Origin of the sequence: Oscillochloris sp. ZM17-4 (assembly GCF_019599295.1) — a bacterium.
Lineage (GTDB): Bacteria > Chloroflexota > Chloroflexia > Chloroflexales > Chloroflexaceae > Oscillochloris.
Genome location: NZ_JAIEWN010000050.1, coordinates 23,884 through 41,044 on the forward strand (window position 1 = coordinate 23,884; position 17,161 = coordinate 41,044).

Here is a 17,161-nt window from a genome sequence, read left to right on the forward strand (position 1 = left end):
GCCGCGCTACGGCTGCCGTTCTACCTGGGGCAGTTCCTTCCGGCGCTGTGGCGCCGAGATGGGAAGCGCCACCCGGTGATCTGGGATGAGCTTGGCGTGCTGCCCCTGCCTTCTGCGCAGACGTTTCTGCTCCGGCAACTCCATCAGGATGAGTCCCAAGGGCTTGTGTTGGTATCCGAAGCCGTGCGCAACCCCTTTCAGCGCTGGGCGGTGCAGTCGGCCCTCCAGCACTACCTCCATGCGAACCCTCAGCCGATCCCGCTACTCTATCGCCTGCTCAGCGCTCCGCCGCTTGCCGAATACATCATCGCGCCGGTTGAAGAGGGCGACTGGAAAAGAACACTCCCCGTGCATCGGCTTCTACTTGCCGAGCTTGACCAGCGCTGGATCAAGAGCAGCCCGGACGCTGATCACTTCGTCTACCGGCTCACCCGCCGCCTGCGCGACCGGCGGGCCACGCCGCTGACGAGGTTCGCGGGGATGCTGGAGGAGCTACTGGCCCAGCAGGATGCTCTGGATGACGACGAGCGGCCCTTCGACTTGAGCCAGTTTCAGGCCATCTATGAGGGCGTGCGCGAGCAGCCCGGCGGCGCAGAGATCGCCCGCTCCTACGCGACGATGGCGAGCTACCTGGCCTGCAAGAGCCTCACGGAGCTGGCCGCAGCCGGCACCGCCGACATCGCCTGGGCGCAGCAGGCGGACGCCGTGCGCCCGCTGGTCCTTGCGGCCATCGTGCGGCTCGACGCGGTGAGCGATGACATCCGGGCCTACCGCGACAGCAGCAGCCGGGCCAACCGCCAGGCCGCGCTGCTGCGGGCCACCGACGCGCTCAAGGAGCTTGAGCAGGACGTGCAGGAGCAGGTGGTCGCGCCCGAGCAGCACCTGCTGCGGCGCATTATCCGCCAGTGGCAGGCGATCATCATCGCCGAGGGCGGCGTGGTCGGGCGGGCGACGAAGGCTGGCCCGGTGGCCAACCCCTACATCCTGAACAACCCGGCCGAGGGCGAGCGCTTCGTGGGCCGCGACGACACCATGCGCCGCCTGGAGGAGCTGTGGTCGGGCGCGGGCCAGGTGCCCTCGGTGGTGATCTACGGCCACCGGCGCATGGGCAAGACCAGCATTCTGCACAACCTGGGCCGGCGCTTCGGCGCGCAGACGGTGATCGTGGACTTCAACATGCAGCGGGTCGGGCGTGTGAACAGCGACGCCGACCTGCTCTACCAGCTGGCCCTGCACATCTACGACGAGTGCGCGGCACGGGGCATCGCCGGGCTGGACGAGCCCGCCGAGCAGGACTTCCCCGCCGAGCGGCCCTACCTGGGCTTCACCCGCTTCCTCAAGCGCCTGGACAGCCTGCGCGACGGGCGACGCCTGATCGTCACGGTCGACGAGTTCGAGAAGATCGAGTCCCAGATCGAAGCGGGCCAGCTCACGCCCGCGCTGCTCGACTTCTGGCGCGGCAGCTTCATGACCTACCCCTGGTTCGTGCTGGCCCTGGCCGGGCTCTACTCGCTAGAGGAGCGCAGGCACGACTACTGGAGCCCGCTGTTCGGCAGCGTGACCGGGATCAAGGTCAGCTTCCTGACGCCGGGCGCGGCGCGGCGGCTGATCAGCGAGCCCACGCCGGACTTCGACATCGACTACGACGACGACGCCATCGCGCAGATCATCGCGCTCACCGGCGGGCAGCCCTTCCTGATCCAGCTGATCGGCCACACCCTGGTGAGCCGCTTCAACCAGCAGAGCTACGAGGAGGGGCGCGAGCAGGAGCGGCGCTTCCACCTGGCCGATGTCGCGCAGGTGATCAACGCGCCAGAGTTCGACCGCGACGGCCACGCCTACTTCAGCGGCGTCTGGTCGCAGGCCGAGCACAGCGACCACGGCGGCCAGTTGGATGTGCTGCGGGCGCTGGCCCCCCACAGCGTGGGCCTGCCGCCGGATGCGCTCGCCGCCGCCAGCGGGCGCGGGCTTGCCCAGGCGGGCGAGGCGATCACGACGCTCTGCGACCACGATGTCCTCATCGAGCGCGACGGGCGCTACGTCTACACCGTCGAGCTGATGCGGCGCTGGGTGCTGCGCCGACAGAACTAGCGAGGGAGCCCATGCCCATCCCCGACTTCCAGAACCTGATGCTGCCCATGCTCCAGCTCGCCGCCGACAGTGTCGAGCACCGCCTGGGTGATGTAATCGAGACGTTGGCCGCGCAGTTCCAGCTCAGCGACGCCGAGCGGGCCGAGCTGCTGCCGAGCGGCGGCCAGGCCCGCTTCGTCAACAAGGTCGGCTGGGCGCGCACCCACCTGGGCAAGGCCCTGCTGCTGGAGAGCCCGCGCCGGGGCTGGTTCCACATCACTGAGCGCGGGCGCGAGCTGCTGGCCAGCCCGCCCGAGCGCATCACCGTGGCCTACCTGACGCGCTACCCAGAGTATCTGGCCTTCCGCAGCAAGGGCCAGCCGGAAGAGCAGGAGGATGCTATCGCACCCGAAGTGGATGAGACGCCTGCGCCGGCTGAGCCCGCACCGACCACCAGACTGACCGTGATCGACGCCGCGCACCAGGTGCTCGCGGCGGCCAGCGAGCCGCTGCACTCCAACGAGATCGCCCAGCGCATGCTCGCCCAGGGGCTCTGGACGACGAAAGGGCACACGCCCGGCGCGACGGTCGACTCGCGGATCGCGGTGGACATCAAGGCCAACGGGGCGGCCTCGCGCTTCCGCCGGGTCGGGCGCAGCACCTTCACCGTGAACAACGGCTTCGTCCCAGAGGCCCCGCCGGCGGCGACACCGACCTCGCAGGCCGGCGACCGCCGCCCGGCGACGCTCTCCTTTGCCGACGCGGCCGAGCAGGTGCTGAAGCAGTTCGGCAAGCACCAGCCCATGCACTACCAGGCGATCACCCGCCACGCCCTCGACCTGGGCATCATCGCCAGCGACGGCCAGACCCCGGCCTCCTCAATGTACGCGGTCATCCTGACCGAGATCGACCGCGCGCTCAAGCGCGGCGAGCAGCCCCGCTTCGCCAAACACGGCAAGGGCATGGTCAGCCTGGCCGCATGGGAGCCGGTCGGTCTGCCCGCCGAGATCGAGCAGCACAACCGGGCGGTGCGCCAGCGGCTCCGCGAACGGCTGCATACCCTGGCACCCTCCGCCTTCGAGGATCTGATCGGCCAGCTACTGACGAAGATCGGATTCGAGAACGTGACCGTCACGGCGGCCAGCGGCGACGGCGGGATCGACGTGCGCGGCACCCTGGTGGTCGGCGACGTGATCCGCACCCGCATGGCGGTGCAGGTCAAGCGCTGGAAGCGCAACGTGCAGGCCCCGGTGGTGCAGCAGGTGCGCGGCAGCCTGGGCGCCCACGAGCAGGGGCTGATCATCACCACCAGCGACTTCAGCGCCGGCGCCCGCAGCGAGGCCGCCCGGCCCGACGCCACCCCGGTGGCGCTCATGCACGGCGAGCAGCTGGTCACGCTGCTGATCGAGCACGACATCGGCGTGCGCCGAGCCAGCTACGACCTGATCGAGCTGGGCGAGGATGAGGAATGAGGCACAATCTATGAGCCGTATCGGCTCTTCACGCAATTTATCTCCCGCCTCCCCTGATGCAGAGCGCAAAGTGATCGGCGATCTCGCAATGGCAATCACCGCCAAGGCGCAGGCGCGCTACGCGCTGCACCGCGAAGCCCGCGAGCACATCTTGGGCGGGCTGGGAGGCGCGGCGGGCAAGCTCAACAACAAGCTCACCGCCTGGTGGGATCTGGACTTCCCCGGCTTTCAGGCCGAGGTACGCAAGGCGCTCAAGCGCGAGCTAACGCCAAAGGCGCAGGCCGAGTGGGAGCCCTGGCTCGCGCAGCAGCGCGCCCGCCACGAGAAGCTGACGGCGACGATCATCGACGGCGAGACCGAGCTGAACGCGCGGGTCTACCGGCTGTTCGATCTCACCGACGATGAGATCAAGCTGATCGAGGAGAGCACGAAGTACAAGTACGGCGAGGCATAAATTGCCCATTGGAACATACCGATGCAGATTGACCAATTCACCAAAGATGCGCCAGGGCGTCTAGTAGCGGCCAGACATGAGGCCACACTTCAGTACCTAGCAGCCGACTACACGGCCTTCATCCCACACCCGCTGCCCCCATCGTTGTCGATGAGCGCGGCGCTTGTTCGCGCCCTTTCCGATGCCGACCGAGCGCTGGGAGAGCTGGCGGGGCTTGGTCGCGCCGTGCCCAGCCCCAGCCTGCTGATTGGGCCGTTCGTCCGGCGTGAGGCGGTGCTGTCCTCCAAGATCGAAGGCACCCAGACCGAGATCGCCGACCTCTACGCCTATGAGGCCGGACAACCATACCTGCCAGGCTTACGGCCACCCCCGCCTGTTGATGACATGCAAGAAGTGCTGAACTATGTTCAGGCACTCGACTACGGCATCAAACGGCTGAACACCCTGCCCATTGGCCTGCGCCTGATCCGTGAGCTTCATGAGAAACTGATGGATGGCGTACGCGGGAAGGATGCGACGCCAGGGGAGTTCCGACAAAGTCAGAACTGGATCGGCGCGCAAGGAACCCCAATTAGTGAGGCCCGCTTTGTGCCGTCACCCCCGTATGAGATGCCAAAGGTGCTCGACGCCTTTGAGAAATATATCCATACGGATGACGAATATCCTCCACTGCTGCGGCTCGGGATGATCCACTATCAGTTCGAGACCATCCACCCATTCATCGACGGCAATGGGCGAATTGGCCGGCTGCTTATCTCGCTCCTCCTCCACGCCTGGGAACTCCTGCCAGAGCCGCTCCTCTACCTCAGCGCCTACTTCGAGCACCATCGGGACACCTACTATGATCTCCTCCTGGGCGTGAGCATGCGCGATGACTGGCACAACTGGCTTCTCTTTTTTCTGCGCGGGGTAACGGAGCAATCACGCGACGCAGCACGGCGGGCCAAACAGCTCCAGGATCTCCAAAGCGCCTGGCGTGAACAGGTGGCAGCAGTGACCGACTCGGGCCTCCCGCTGAGAATAATCGACCACCTTTTCCAGCGTCCCATCCTCACCGTGCGAGATGTCCAGGACGTGCTCGGCGTGAAGTCATACCACACCGCACAAAAGTACGTCCAGATACTGAGCGATGTCGGCATCCTCACGCTCCGCGCCGAGCATCCGGTGAGGCGCTACGAGGCCACCGCTATCCTGGACTGCCTGATCTAGGGGGATTGCATTTTTTTGGTGATTCGTGCAATGAGACTGAAAAGCATTGCATGATCGTGCAATGGCTCGACCTATCGCTATACCAGGAGAACACCATGGACGCAGAGACCTTTCTGAGCCACCTGCGCGAGGCGCTGCCGACATTATGGAACGAGGTCAATGATCCGCCCAGAAGGCCACGCGCCTACTCTGTCTACATCTTCGCGGCCCTGGCGCGGGCGGCGGAGGCCGCTGGGATGGACTACCGGGGCCACAGCTACAAGCGTGAACTGCTCTACGATGGGGTCTGGCTCCCGCGGAACGGCGGCACCTACCGGCTGCCCCAGGTGGTAATCGAGCACGAGAACGGCACGACTCCCGAGCACTTCATCTACGACATGCGCAAGCTTATGATGTCCTGCGCCCCACTGCGTGTCATGATCGGCTACGTCCCTGCGGGGAGAAGGCACACGCCAGCGCATCGGCTTGCGACGATCACGGAGGCGGCGGAGCAGGGTCACTGGACCTACCCGGCGGGCTGCGCCGACCTGGCCCTTGTCGGCCCCTACTGGATACATAACCCCCGCGACTACCTGGTGCTGCACCGGCTGGCGGGCACGCAGGATTTCGTGGAGCGGGGGTGGTTGGGTGAATGGTTTGCTTCTGATTGACAAGCATGATCTTGGAACTCTAGAATTGCAGCATTATGGAAGCTACTGGGCTACCTGATCTGAGCGCTCGGCGTGAGGAAGTGAAGACCTTCGTTGCAGATAACGATATGGAATCCGCGACCTTGCGGTTGATGGATCTTGCCAGAGACTTCAGCCAAGGTCTACCTGCCCTAAACGACGCGATTCTTATCCGGTCGCAGTATTCTCAAATTCGTGATGAGCAGCGAAGGCTCGGGCGTACCGACGACGTGGGAATGCAACGCATACGCCTGTCAATCCTGGAGTTTGTCGACACCTTGCGCGATCAGGGTAGGCACTCGGCCCGGCGCATAGGGGACGATAAATCAACACCAGAAGATCTACCCACAGGGAGCGCAGCAGAGCAGGGCGTGACAAGGAGTAACCCGCCACACACTTTCGATGAGGAGCGCAATTATTTTGCAGCGCAGTGGAAAGAGATCTCCACCTCAGTAGACAGGCGGCTTGTCGTCACTGAGGAAGTGTCGCGAAGCTACCGACGTGGCGAACTCCAATTCCAGCTTGATCCAATTACCCTTGAGATTCATGCGGGTGAGATATCAGCAATCGTTGGGACGAATGGCAGCGGAAAAACAACACTGCTCCGGATAATTGCCGGAGAAGCGCGTCCACATACGGGCCGAGTTACTTACCCTGGATTAGGCAGTTCCAAGAGCTCATTCTACAGTATCAAGGGCCAGATTGCTTATCTTCCACAGGAGCTCAAACCTTGGAGTGGGACACTTCTCGAAACACTACATTTTACCGCAGCCATTCACGGGCTTCGAGGTGAAGAAAACAAGATAGAGACCGGGTTTGTCTTACATCGTTTGCGGCTTGAGCGCTATAAGGATGTAAGGTGGTCACAACTCTCTGGGGGCTATCGAATGCGCTTTGCTCTTGCGAATGCGCTTCTGTCCCGGGCAAAGTTACTAGTGTTAGATGAGCCACTTGCTAACTTGGATATCAACGCCCAACAACGATTTTTGCGTGACCTGCGAAGCCAAGCCAACTCACTCGCATTGCCGCTAGGTGTTGTGATCAGTTCACAACATATTCATCAAGTTGAGCAGATCGCCGACTCAATTATTGCCCTACGCGATGGAAAGAATGTCTACCAAGGTGCGGTCAGACAGTTCGGCGCAGACCGCGACGAAAATATCTTCCAGATTGAATGTGCTGCATCAGTGGAGCAACTACGTGTTTCACTGGAGCCACTTGGGCTGCTGTGGAAAACCGCGCCGCCGCGGATGCCAGTGGGAAGGGAAGATCGTAGCGCCGGCATCCTGCCGGCAGGATGCCGGCGCTACGATGATTGCAATCTTTCGACGATTTGTGCAATAGGGCCGGCGAGCATTGCATGATCGTGCAATGGCTCGACCTATCGGCTATGCCAGGAGGGCACAATGGACGCAGAGACCTTTCTGAGCCACCTGCGCGGGGCGCTGCCCACATCATGGAGCGAGGTCAATGATCCGCCCAGAAAGCCACGCGCGTACTCTGCCTACATCTTCGCGGCCCTGGCGCGGGCGGCGGAGGCCGGAGGGATGGACTACCGGGGCCACAGCTACAAGCGTGAACTGCTCTACTCTGTACGTGATGACAATCTCCACCACACCGCATCTTGATCATCTCACCGGGGCGCATTTGCGCCTTGTGTGAGCGGTAACATATCTATATCACTCGCGCAAACGTAAGGAGCGCTATGAACCAATCACCGTACGCCGACGCGCTCGCCGCGCTGCGCTACTGGGCCGCACAGGCTAGTGGAGCATCCGTAGATTCTCCCGCAGAGCATGTTCGCCATACGGCCTGGCTCGCCAGAGGCAAGCCACCGGAAGCGGGCTTTCCCGCGCCGCTCAAAGGCCAGCTCGAGTCGATCTTCAACCGCATCAAGAAGGAGGGCGTCGCCCCGCCCCAGGCATACCTGCGCCCGGCTGAGCTGCGGCTCACAGAGAAGGCGATCTTCCCGCAGGCCCATCCCGGCGCGGACGAGGATGTGCAATCACCGCTGCGCGATGCGCTGGCCGACCTCGACCGGCGCGACCTGCCGGACGCGGCGCGGCTGGAGGGCACGCTCTTCGCGCTCCAGCGCCACGCCTGGGCGCTGCCCTCGCCGCTGCCCGCCGTCTCGCTCTATGACTTCGCGCGCACCCACGCGGCCCTCGCCGCCGCCCTGGCGGATAACCCCGGCGGCGAGGTCTGTCTGGTCGGCGGGGATGTGTCGGGAGTGCAGCACTTTCTCTACACGCTCACCGCCGATGGGGCCACCAAGCAGCTGCGCGGGCGCTCGCTCTACCTGCAGCTGCTCACCGACGCCTGTGCCAGAATGCTGCTGCACGCCGCTGGGATGCCGGCGGCGAACCTGATCTACTCCGGCGGCGGGCGCTTCTACCTGCTGCTGCCCGCGATGATCAAGGGCCGCACGACAAACGACTGGCTGACCGCTCAGCGGCGCTGGCTCGACACCTTCTTCTTCCATACGCATCAGGCCGAGCTGTACCTGGCGGTTGGATCGGCTACGCTCAGTCAGGAGGATCTGACCGACCCGACTCTGTTTCAGTCGGCCTGGGGCCGGGCAACCCACGCAATCAACGATGCCAAGCGGCGGCGATTCGCTGATCTCGGCCCAGCCTTCGGCGATCTCTTTGCGCCCGAGGGCCATAACGGCAACCAGGATCATGTCTGCGCTATCTGTGGCTTCCAGGGCGAGGCCCAGAGCTTTGTGCGCCAGGATGGTGAGCCGCCCCGCTGTACGCTCTGCGACAGCTTTGAGGATCTCGGTCGTCTGCTCCATAACGCAGCGCATCTGGTGATCCACCACCTTGATCTCCCAGAAGATCTGCCTTCTCCCGCCCGTGGTCGGCGCAGCTGGCAGCAGCAACTCCGCGACCTTGGGAGCCACATCCAGCTTGGAGGGAAGCACGCCCGCTCCAGTGATCGCGAGAATGCCGCGCCTGCCGAAAACGTCCGCTATACCAGCGTGTTTGACCTTGATAACGATGCGGTGAAGATTCCAGATGAGGCTCTTCTTCGCCAGGGATTCCTACCCGGCCCCTGGGTGCGCGGCTTCCGCCCGATGGCGAATACGACGCCGACGATGACCGATGCCGATAAGGATGACTGGAAGCCCCAGAAGGAAGGTGAGCAGACACCGCGAACCGGCGATGTGAAACCCTTCGGCGTGATGGTCGCGCAGAGCCGAGGGGTGAAACGCCTCGGCGTGCTGCGCATGGACGTAGACGACCTGGGCGATCTCTTTCGCTATCGGCTCGATAGCGGCCTGGCCCGTGTCGCGGCGCTGAGCGCGTCTCTGAGTCTGTTCTTCGAGGGCTGGGTCGGCGTCCTCTGTGACACGATGAACGATCCGCAGCAACGGATGGTGCGCGGCGGGCCGGGGCTTGATGCGCGGGGCAGCGTCTACTGCATCTACAGCGGCGGCGATGACCTGTTCATCGTTGGGTCGTGGCACCTGTTGCTGCCGCTGGCGCACTGGATCAGCGCAGATCTTGCCGACTTTACCGGGGGCAACCCCAACGTCCATCTCTCGGGTGGGATCAGCCTGCACACCGCCAAGTTCCCGCTCTACCAGGCGGCAGAGGCAGCTGATGAGGAGCTGAAGCAGGCCAAGGCCCGCGAGGGCAAAGCGGCCCTCGGCTGGATCGAGCAGGTGACGGCATGGAAGTATATGCCTGAGCTCTTCGATCTGACACGTAGACTCGATGACTACCTGGATAGAGATCAGCCCCGCGCGCTGCTCCAGACCCTCCAGCAGCTCTATGTGCAGTACCGGGCGGGGATTGACCCTGAGCAGCAGCGGCGGCAGCGGCGACGACGAACCGGCAAGCCTGGCTTTGGCCCCTGGATGTGGCATGGTGCCTACCAACTCAAGCGGGTTGCCGATAGTCTGCGCAGAAAGAATCCTGCTGATGCGGACTTTGTGGATGGTCTGCATAAGAAGCTGCTCGAAGGGCTGGAGGATCAGCCAGTAAACGAGGGCGGACGCGCGATCGAGCGCTACGGTCTGGCCGCCCGCTGGGCGCAGATGTTGAATCGCAACGAGAAGGAGTAGCCACTATGGCTCTGCTGAGTGAACCGGACATCAAAGCGATCATCGAGGACGGCAATAATGAGAAGCTGGTCTCCTGCGCCAGCAATGTTGGCTCGAACCTGGCCCGCCAGCTCACCACCAGCCAGATCCGCGGCATCTTTGGCTCGGTGCGGCGCATCGAGCTGGACTGGCAGGATCCGAGCAAGGCTGAACGGGTGCGCCGCGCCGAGCGCGAGTTTGCCCTGCTCCAGCCACGCCTGGCCTACCAGGCCCGCCGTGAGCGCGGTCGCGGCGTCGAGGAGCTGCGCCAGGTGCTCGACCCGGCCATGCGCTATGTCGGCAATGACTATGAGCGCTTCCGCAACTTTGTCGATTTCTTCGAGGCTATTCTGGCCTACCATAAGGCCAATGGCGGCCAGTAAAAAGGAGCACCCCCTATGACGACGCCTCCCGAGACGATCATCCAGCTTCAGGGCCGCCTGCTGCTCACATTCACGATTGTCGCCAAGACCGGCCTGCATATCGGTGGTTCGCCTGGCGTGCTCTCGATCGGCAACGTGGACAACCCGGTCATCCGCGACCCGCTCACCCGCCAGCCCTACATCCCCGGCTCCTCGCTGCGCGGCAAGATGCGCTCGCAGATGGAGAAGCAGTACGGCCGCCCGCAGAATAACAGCATTGGCAACCAGGTGAAGATCCACACCTGCAAAAATGCCGATGACTACGCGAGCTGCAATGTCTGCAAGACTTTTGGCATTCCCGGTGAGCATGCGCACTCCGAGACCTCGCGGCTGATTGTGCGCGATGCCTTTCTGACCGAAGCGAGTGTCGAGATGCTCGACAAGGCCCGCACCGATCTGCCCTACACCGAGGTGAAGTGGGAGGCGGCGATTGACCGGGTCACATCGGCGGCCACGCCGCGCCAGCAGGAGCGTGTGCCCGCCGGGGCGATCTTTGAGGGTGCCCTGGTCTTTAGCCTCTACAGCCGGGGCAGCCGCGAGGATGATCTGAGCGAGCTTGTCCTGTTCTCCAATGTGATCGAGGGGCTGGAGCTGGTCGAGCAGGATTACCTGGGCGGCCAGGGCGCACGCGGCAGCGGTCAGGTGGAGCTCAAAGATCTGGAATTGCAGCTCAAGCGGGGCAAGGACTACGATCAGGAGCGCCGGATCGTGACCGGGGTCAATCTGGAGGCGCTCCGTGAGGGCTGGGAGCAGCTGCTAGGCCGGATGAAGAAGTGAGGGCTGCCATGCAGGCTTTTCGACTACGCCCACGCAGCGGCTTTCACTTTGGGCAACACGGCATCGATGTGGAGCAGACAGTCGAGCGCTGCCCGTCCGACACGCTCTATTCTGCGCTGTTCATCGAGTCGCTGCGCTGGAAGCTGCCCTTCTTTAGCCCGCCCGCCAATCACGATGACGACGGCCCGCTCGACCCGCCGCTGTTGCTTTCATCGGCCTTCCCGTATATCGGCGAGGTGCAGCTACTGCCACGCCCGCAGCTGCGCATCCCAATCAGTGAGAGCGCCGGCAGCAAGTGGCTCAAACGGCTGGAGTATGTCTCGCCGACGATCTTCGGCATGATCGCGGCTGGCGGCGATGCAACCCTCGACCCCTATCTCAAAGATCAGGGCCGGCTGCTGATGGGCGGCAAGGTCTGGGTCGCCCACGCCGATGGTGCTCTGCCAGTCCATGAGAACGGCATGCCGATCGAGACGTTCTGGCAGGTTGAGCAGAACCCCCATGTGGCGGTTGATCGTGGGCAGGCCACATCAAACTACTTCCAGGTGGGCAAGGTAAGCTTTGCTAAGGATTGCGGGCTGTATCTGCTGGCTGAGGAGCGCCAGCTGGGGGCCGCCGATTCGCTTCTGGCGCTGCTACGCTACCTGGGCGACAGTGGGCTGGGCGGGCGGCGTAGCGCTGGCCAGGGCCAGTTCACTGTTGAGCGGGCCGAGGTGCCAACGATGCCTACGCCCGAGAGCCCGCAGCGGATGGTGCTGCTCAGCCGCTACCGGCCCTCGGGCGCCGAGATCGCCGATAAGGTGTTTGGCCGACAGGCCAGCTACGGGCTCGTGCGGGTTGGCGGCTGGCTGCAAAGCCCCACATCAACGGCGGCCGCCCAGCGCCGGATGAACCTGCGCATGCTCAGCGAGGGCTCAGTGGTGCAGCTGCGCCCCGACGGCAGCCCGCCGCTCGGCACCATCTGCGACGTGCGCCCGCGATACGCAGTAGGCGAGTTCCCTCACCCGGTCTGGCGCTACGGGCTGGCGATGGGCGTGCCGATTGGAGGCGAGGCATGACGAGCTACAAACTAACCATCACCACCCGCTCGCCGCTGCACATCGGCGCGGTACCGCCCGCGTACTCGACTACCTGGTCAGCGGGGCCGATGATGAAGCGGCGATGCTCGACCGGGTGACGCGCACGGTCAACCTGGCCAGCTTCCTGAGCGAGCGCGACTTTCGCGAGAACCCCGACCTGGCGCTCTACCGGCTGAGCGGGGCGGTGAGCGTCAGCGAGGTGCGCCCGCTGATCAAGAGCTACGATGCGCGCCCCTATATGCCAGGCTCATCGCTAAAGGGGGCCATCCGCACCGCGCTGCTTGACACCGCGCTGCTGGCGCAGAAGGAGCCGCCCGACTGGCGCAAGCTGGGGGATCGCGACAAGTACGCCGCCCAGGAGCTTGAGCGCGATGTGGCCGGGCGCGGCGAGCGCCCGGCGCAGGCGCCCAACTACGACATCTTTCGCACTATCCGCATCGGCGACAGCGCGCCCGGCGAGCGGGCCTGGCTCAGCCTGAGCAACATCGCCGTCTGGCCGGCAGGCGAGCGGGGCATCCCGATCGACGTGGAGACCATCGACGCCGGCAGCGTCTTCACCAGCACGCTCTCGATTGACGAGTACCTGTTCAGCCGCCACGCCGCCCAGCTGAACTTCGCCCCGCGCCGCCCGCTGATCGATGGGATGGCCGAGTCCTGCCGCGCCGACGCCGAGGCGCGGATCGCGCACGAGCGCGCGTTCTTCGCCGAGCGCGGCGTCGCGGCGCTCACCAGCTTCTACGACGGGCTCAGCGCCCGGCTAGGCGAGCTGCCGCCCAACGCCTGGCTCATGCAGATCGGCTGGGGGGCGGGCTGGAGCAGCAAGACCATCGCCCGCACCCTGCGCCGCCACAACAAGGTCGCCGACGTGGTGCGGCGCTACCGGCTCGACCGGGGCAAAGGGCGCGGGGGTGCCTTCCCTGCCACCCGCCACCTCGTGGTCGATCAGCGCAATACGCCGCTGGAGCCGCTGGGCTGGGTTGAAGTACGGATGGAAGGGAGCCGATGATGACCACGATCCTGATCTGCAATGTCGGCAACCACGATATCGACGCGCCCGCCGAGTATCTGCCCGAGCGCGACCCTGAGCAGCGGGGGCCGCTGCCCGAGCGCCTGCGGGCCATGCATCTGATGGGCATCTATGAGCAGGCGTCCAAGTATATCGACCTAACGCTCATCCGCAAGGCTATCCGCCATGTCGAGGATGAGACGGGAGCGCTCCCCGATCAAATCATCCTGATCGCCTCTAACCAAGACGACGAGCGATTTAAGCCGATGGACACCATCGTAACGGCGGATCTGATCAAGCGACTGATCATTGATCGCTACCGTATCGACCCGGAGCGCATTGAGATACGGCTGATCCGCGATGAGCAAAGCGGCCACAGCCCTGCCGATTATGATGGCGTGATGCGCTCGATGGAGCGCGACCTTGCCGACCTGCGGTCGATCTTCCCCGATGCGCGCTACTACCTGGAGGTGACGGGCGGCACTCCGGCGATGACTACCAGCCTACTGATCGCCGGCACCAAAGTGCTGGGCAAGCAGGCGATTCCGATCTACATTACGAAGGCCAGCGAGATGGCCTACAGCCTGAATACAGGCCGTCAGCTGTTGCGCCATACCGTACAGGAGGTTGTCTTCTCTGATCTCTCGATCTACAGTTATGGTAGCGCGTGGAGGACATTTGAAGAGAATCACGATCTCTTCCGCGATCATCAGAGCGAGAGCTTACAGCAGCTCATCGCGGCTCTGCTGAGCTATGCCGATCAGCGGCTGAATCTCGACTTCCAGAGCTGTCGTCGCTCGCTGAGCGGGAAGGATGGGGCCGCCGGTGGTCGCCATCGCGTCGCTATCTCCCGGCTGTATGCGGAAGTGGCAACGACCGACGCCCACTGGATGCTGCGCGAGGTCTTCTGGGGGGCAAAGATTAAGTTTGATCGCGGCGAGTATGCCGATTTTGTCGGGCGCATCTTCCGCTTCCAGGAGGGCTGCCTGCGCTACCTCGCCGATGATCTCAACGTGAAGTTCACCGATGAGACCGGCAAGGAGTTTGACCGGGCCTGGGTTGAGCAGGATGCAAGCTTGCATAAGAAGCTGTTGCGTGGAGAGGAGCTTGTTCTATGGGCGGATCGTCCCAACCTGAACAAGGTTATCTCATATCTCGCAAAGAAGGTAGAGAATACCGCAGCCCAGGAGGCGCGCAAGGGCCTAACGCAAATCGAGGCACTTGTCGATCTGCGTAACCGCACCCAGATCGCCCACGGCTTTACCGGCCTCTCGAAGCAGGTGCTGGCCGACTATTTCCGCCTCACAAAAGATAAGATCAAGGCTGGGGAGCATGTCGATGCAAGCGAGGCCGATCAGATCATTGAGGAGATGCGCACGATCTATGCCCAGATGATGGCTGAGACCATCGGCGATAACCCCTTCGACGCGATCAACCTGCTGATCAGAACGATCTTTAGCACTGAGGCCACCCGATGACCCTCCTCATCTGCAATGTCGGCGGAGCCGACCTGATCTGCGCCGACCTGCCCAAGGAGCGGCGGGGAGAGCGCGGCTGGGCTGAGGAGGTGCTGGCCCGCTACGATGAGCTGCGCCCGCTGCTGCGCCTGCCGATCATTGGCAAGGCGCTGGCCTACCTGGCCAGCCAGGGCTTGGCGGTGGACGCGGTCGTGCTGATCGCCTCCGATCAGCCCGTCGCCGCGCCCGCCGGCCCGCGATTCTGGGAGAGCGACACCTGCCACACCGCCGCCGTGATCGCGCGCATGCTCGCCGACGGTGCCGCCGGCCACCCGCCCCTCCCCGTTCACCAGATCACTACCTGGGTCATCGCCGACGAGTCCGGCGTCGGCGGCGACCCCTCGGACTATGACCTGGTGCTGGGCTTTCTGGAGCGCCGTCTGGCTGCCCTGACCGCCGCAACCCCCGACGGCCCGGCCTTCCTGGAGGTGACGGGCGGCACCCCGGCGATGACGACCGGCCTGCTGATCGCCGGCACTGAGGCCTTCGGCCCGCGCGCCGAGCTGCTCTCGATCCACCCGCGCCGACCGCTACCCTCGGCGCTCAACACCGGCCGCCGCCTGCTCGCCGCGCCCCTGCGCGCCACCCTGCGCTCGAACGCCGCCACCTGCGCCTACGACGCCGCCCTGGCCACCCTGCGCGCCAACCGCGACACGATCGCCGACCGGCTGGCCCCCGGCGCCGTCGAGACCATTGAGGCGCTGCTCGACTACGCCCGCTGTCGCTACAGCTTCGACTTCCCCGGCGCCCGCGCCGCCCTCGCCACCCTGCGCGATCCGACTCCCCCTCTCCCGCCGCAGCGGGAGAGGGGGCTGGGGGGTGAGGGCCATCCCTCCATCGCTGATCTCGCCGCCCAGGTCGCGGCCCCCGACCGGGCCGACCTGCTGGCCGAGGTGGTTCACGGCGCGGTCGCCCGCTACCAGGCCGGGCTCTACGCCGACTTCCTGACCCAACTGGTGCGCTTCGAGGAGAACCTGCTGCGCCTGCTCTGCCTGGATCGCGGCGTGCGCTTCACCGCCCGCCAAGACGGCGGCGACGACGACGACGGCTCGCTGATCAGCCGCGCGTGGCTGCGCGCCCAGCCCTTCACGCTCAGCCGCGACTACGATGACGGGCGCGACCGGCCGACCAGCCGCGCGCTGCTGCGCGAGCTGCTCGGCCTGCTCGCCCATGCGCACGGCGAGAACCTGCGGCCCCTGCTGGCCGACCTCGACCAGCTGCGCCCGCTGGTCTACCTGCGCAATGAGCTGACCCACAGCCTCGACGGCGTGCGCCAGCGCGACTTGGCCGAGCGCTTCGCCGGCCGCCGCGCCGCCGCGCCGGAAGCTGATACTATTATCCCGCACCTGTCCGGCCTGTTCACCCAGGTCGCCGGGCGCGCCCTGCCCCCCTCGCCCTTTGTGGCGATCAACGCCCTGCTTGATCACATGCTGGGTGTTGAGGGCTAAGGGCCATCGGACACGGGCGTGTACCTTACCAACCGAATGTATCATTGAGGCCCACAACAGGGCGATGCGCTGACCGTGCGTATTGGAGTGGTCACGATGCGATCCTGACCACTCCAACACGCGATTTTGGGGCCGCGTTGCCCCTCCGACTCTCCCCATCTCCGCAGGAGCTTTATGCCGACCGCCATGATCTACACCATCCGCCCACGGGCCGCCGCCAGCGTGCCATCAAGCCTGGGGCGGGCCACCCACGCCGCCATCTTGCGGCTGATCCAGGCCGCCGACCCCGCCCTCTCCGCCCGCATCCACGACGACGAGGGCGTCAAGCCGCTCACCGTCTCCAACGTCCAGGGTCTCGGCCCTGGACGCTTCAGCCAGGCCCGCCCCGAGCGCGACTACACCATGCGTGTCACCCTGCTGAGCGCCGAGCTAGAGGCCATCGCCGCTGGGTGGACGCCCGAGGCGCTCGGCGAGCTTGACCTCGATGGCCACGCGTGGCAGGTGCTGGCCCGCGCCGACGACCCAGCCCAGCACGACTGGGCCAGCCACGCCAGCTACGAGCAGATCGCCGCGCCGCTGCTCGACCGCCCCGCCGACCTGCCCATGCGCTGGGACATCCAGTTCGCCTCGCCCGTCACCTTCCGCCGCCGTGGGGTGAACCTGCCGTTCCCCATGCCCGAGCTGGTCTTTGGCAGCCTGCTCGACAAATGGAACGCCTTCGCCCCGATCTCGCTGCCCGACGAGGTGCGCCGCTTCGCCGAGGAGCGGCTGGCCGTCAGCCGCTACGAGCTGCGCACCCTGGCCGGGCCAACCAGCGGCGGCGCGCTCCAGATTGGAGCCGTCGGACGCTGCACCTATGTCGCCGTCGGGCACGACCGCTACTGGCAGGCCTGCATCACCACCCTGGCCCGCTACGCCCGCTACGCCGGGATCGGCGCGGGCACCGCCC

15 protein-coding genes are annotated in these 17,161 nt (G+C 65.0%); all 15 read left to right on the forward strand.

The annotated features are described in order from the left end of the window. A partial coding sequence (locus K2Z83_RS23845; RefSeq protein ID WP_220597678.1) for an AAA family ATPase occupies positions 1-2,091 on the forward strand: 2,091 nt, incomplete at its 5' end. 11 nt (positions 2,092-2,102) lie between these two features. Further along, positions 2,103-3,542 carry an HTH domain-containing protein gene (locus K2Z83_RS23850; protein ID WP_220597679.1) on the forward strand — a complete coding sequence of 480 codons (1,440 nt, stop codon included), beginning with the start codon at positions 2,103-2,105 and terminating at the stop codon, positions 3,540-3,542. An 88-nt stretch (positions 3,543-3,630) separates the two neighbouring features. Further along, complete coding sequence (locus K2Z83_RS23855; protein WP_220597680.1) at positions 3,631-3,996, forward strand: hypothetical protein; 366 nt, start codon at positions 3,631-3,633, stop codon at positions 3,994-3,996. A 21-nt stretch (positions 3,997-4,017) separates the two neighbouring features. After that, on the forward strand, positions 4,018-5,205 hold the full coding sequence (locus K2Z83_RS23860) for a Fic family protein (protein ID WP_220597681.1): 1,188 nt from the start codon (positions 4,018-4,020) through the stop codon (positions 5,203-5,205). Positions 5,206-5,300: 95 nt separating this feature from the next. Continuing rightward, positions 5,301-5,855, forward strand: coding sequence for a hypothetical protein (locus K2Z83_RS23865; protein WP_220597682.1), 555 nt, complete (start codon positions 5,301-5,303; stop codon positions 5,853-5,855). A gap of 80 nt (positions 5,856-5,935) precedes the next feature. Further along, a complete protein-coding gene (locus tag K2Z83_RS23870) occupies positions 5,936-7,237 on the forward strand; it encodes an ABC transporter ATP-binding protein (RefSeq protein ID WP_220597683.1) in 1,302 nt (433 codons plus the stop codon). Positions 7,238-7,279: 42 nt separating this feature from the next. Then, positions 7,280-7,501: a hypothetical protein gene (locus tag K2Z83_RS23875; RefSeq protein WP_220597684.1), complete on the forward strand. Its 222-nt coding sequence runs from the start codon at positions 7,280-7,282 to the stop codon at positions 7,499-7,501. A gap of 77 nt (positions 7,502-7,578) precedes the next feature. Next, positions 7,579-9,945, forward strand: a complete 2,367-nt coding sequence (gene cas10 / locus K2Z83_RS23880; RefSeq protein ID WP_220597685.1) for a type III-A CRISPR-associated protein Cas10/Csm1 — start codon at positions 7,579-7,581, stop codon at positions 9,943-9,945. A gap of 5 nt (positions 9,946-9,950) precedes the next feature. Then, positions 9,951-10,346 carry a type III-A CRISPR-associated protein Csm2 gene (gene csm2 / locus K2Z83_RS23885; RefSeq protein WP_220597686.1) on the forward strand — a complete coding sequence of 132 codons (396 nt, stop codon included), beginning with the start codon at positions 9,951-9,953 and terminating at the stop codon, positions 10,344-10,346. 15 nt (positions 10,347-10,361) lie between these two features. Next, positions 10,362-11,162 carry a type III-A CRISPR-associated RAMP protein Csm3 gene (gene csm3 / locus K2Z83_RS23890; protein WP_220597687.1) on the forward strand — a complete coding sequence of 267 codons (801 nt, stop codon included), beginning with the start codon at positions 10,362-10,364 and terminating at the stop codon, positions 11,160-11,162. An 8-nt stretch (positions 11,163-11,170) separates the two neighbouring features. Then, the gene (gene csm4 / locus K2Z83_RS23895; protein WP_220597688.1) at positions 11,171-12,220 is read left to right on the forward strand and encodes a type III-A CRISPR-associated RAMP protein Csm4; all 1,050 of its coding nucleotides are present in this window, start codon (positions 11,171-11,173) and stop codon (positions 12,218-12,220) included. Beyond that, a complete protein-coding gene (gene csm5 / locus K2Z83_RS23900) occupies positions 12,204-13,247 on the forward strand; it encodes a type III-A CRISPR-associated RAMP protein Csm5 (RefSeq protein WP_220597689.1) in 1,044 nt (347 codons plus the stop codon). The genes csm4 and csm5 overlap by 17 nt, the downstream gene beginning before the upstream one ends. After that, positions 13,244-14,725 carry a hypothetical protein gene (locus K2Z83_RS23905; protein WP_220597690.1) on the forward strand — a complete coding sequence of 494 codons (1,482 nt, stop codon included), beginning with the start codon at positions 13,244-13,246 and terminating at the stop codon, positions 14,723-14,725. The genes csm5 and K2Z83_RS23905 overlap by 4 nt, the downstream gene beginning before the upstream one ends. After that, positions 14,722-16,212, forward strand: a complete 1,491-nt coding sequence (locus K2Z83_RS23910; RefSeq protein WP_220597691.1) for a hypothetical protein — start codon at positions 14,722-14,724, stop codon at positions 16,210-16,212. The genes K2Z83_RS23905 and K2Z83_RS23910 overlap by 4 nt, the downstream gene beginning before the upstream one ends. 174 nt (positions 16,213-16,386) lie before the next feature. Then, on the forward strand, positions 16,387-17,161 hold a 775-nt coding region (cas6, locus tag K2Z83_RS23915), incomplete at its 3' end, for a CRISPR system precrRNA processing endoribonuclease RAMP protein Cas6 (protein WP_220597692.1).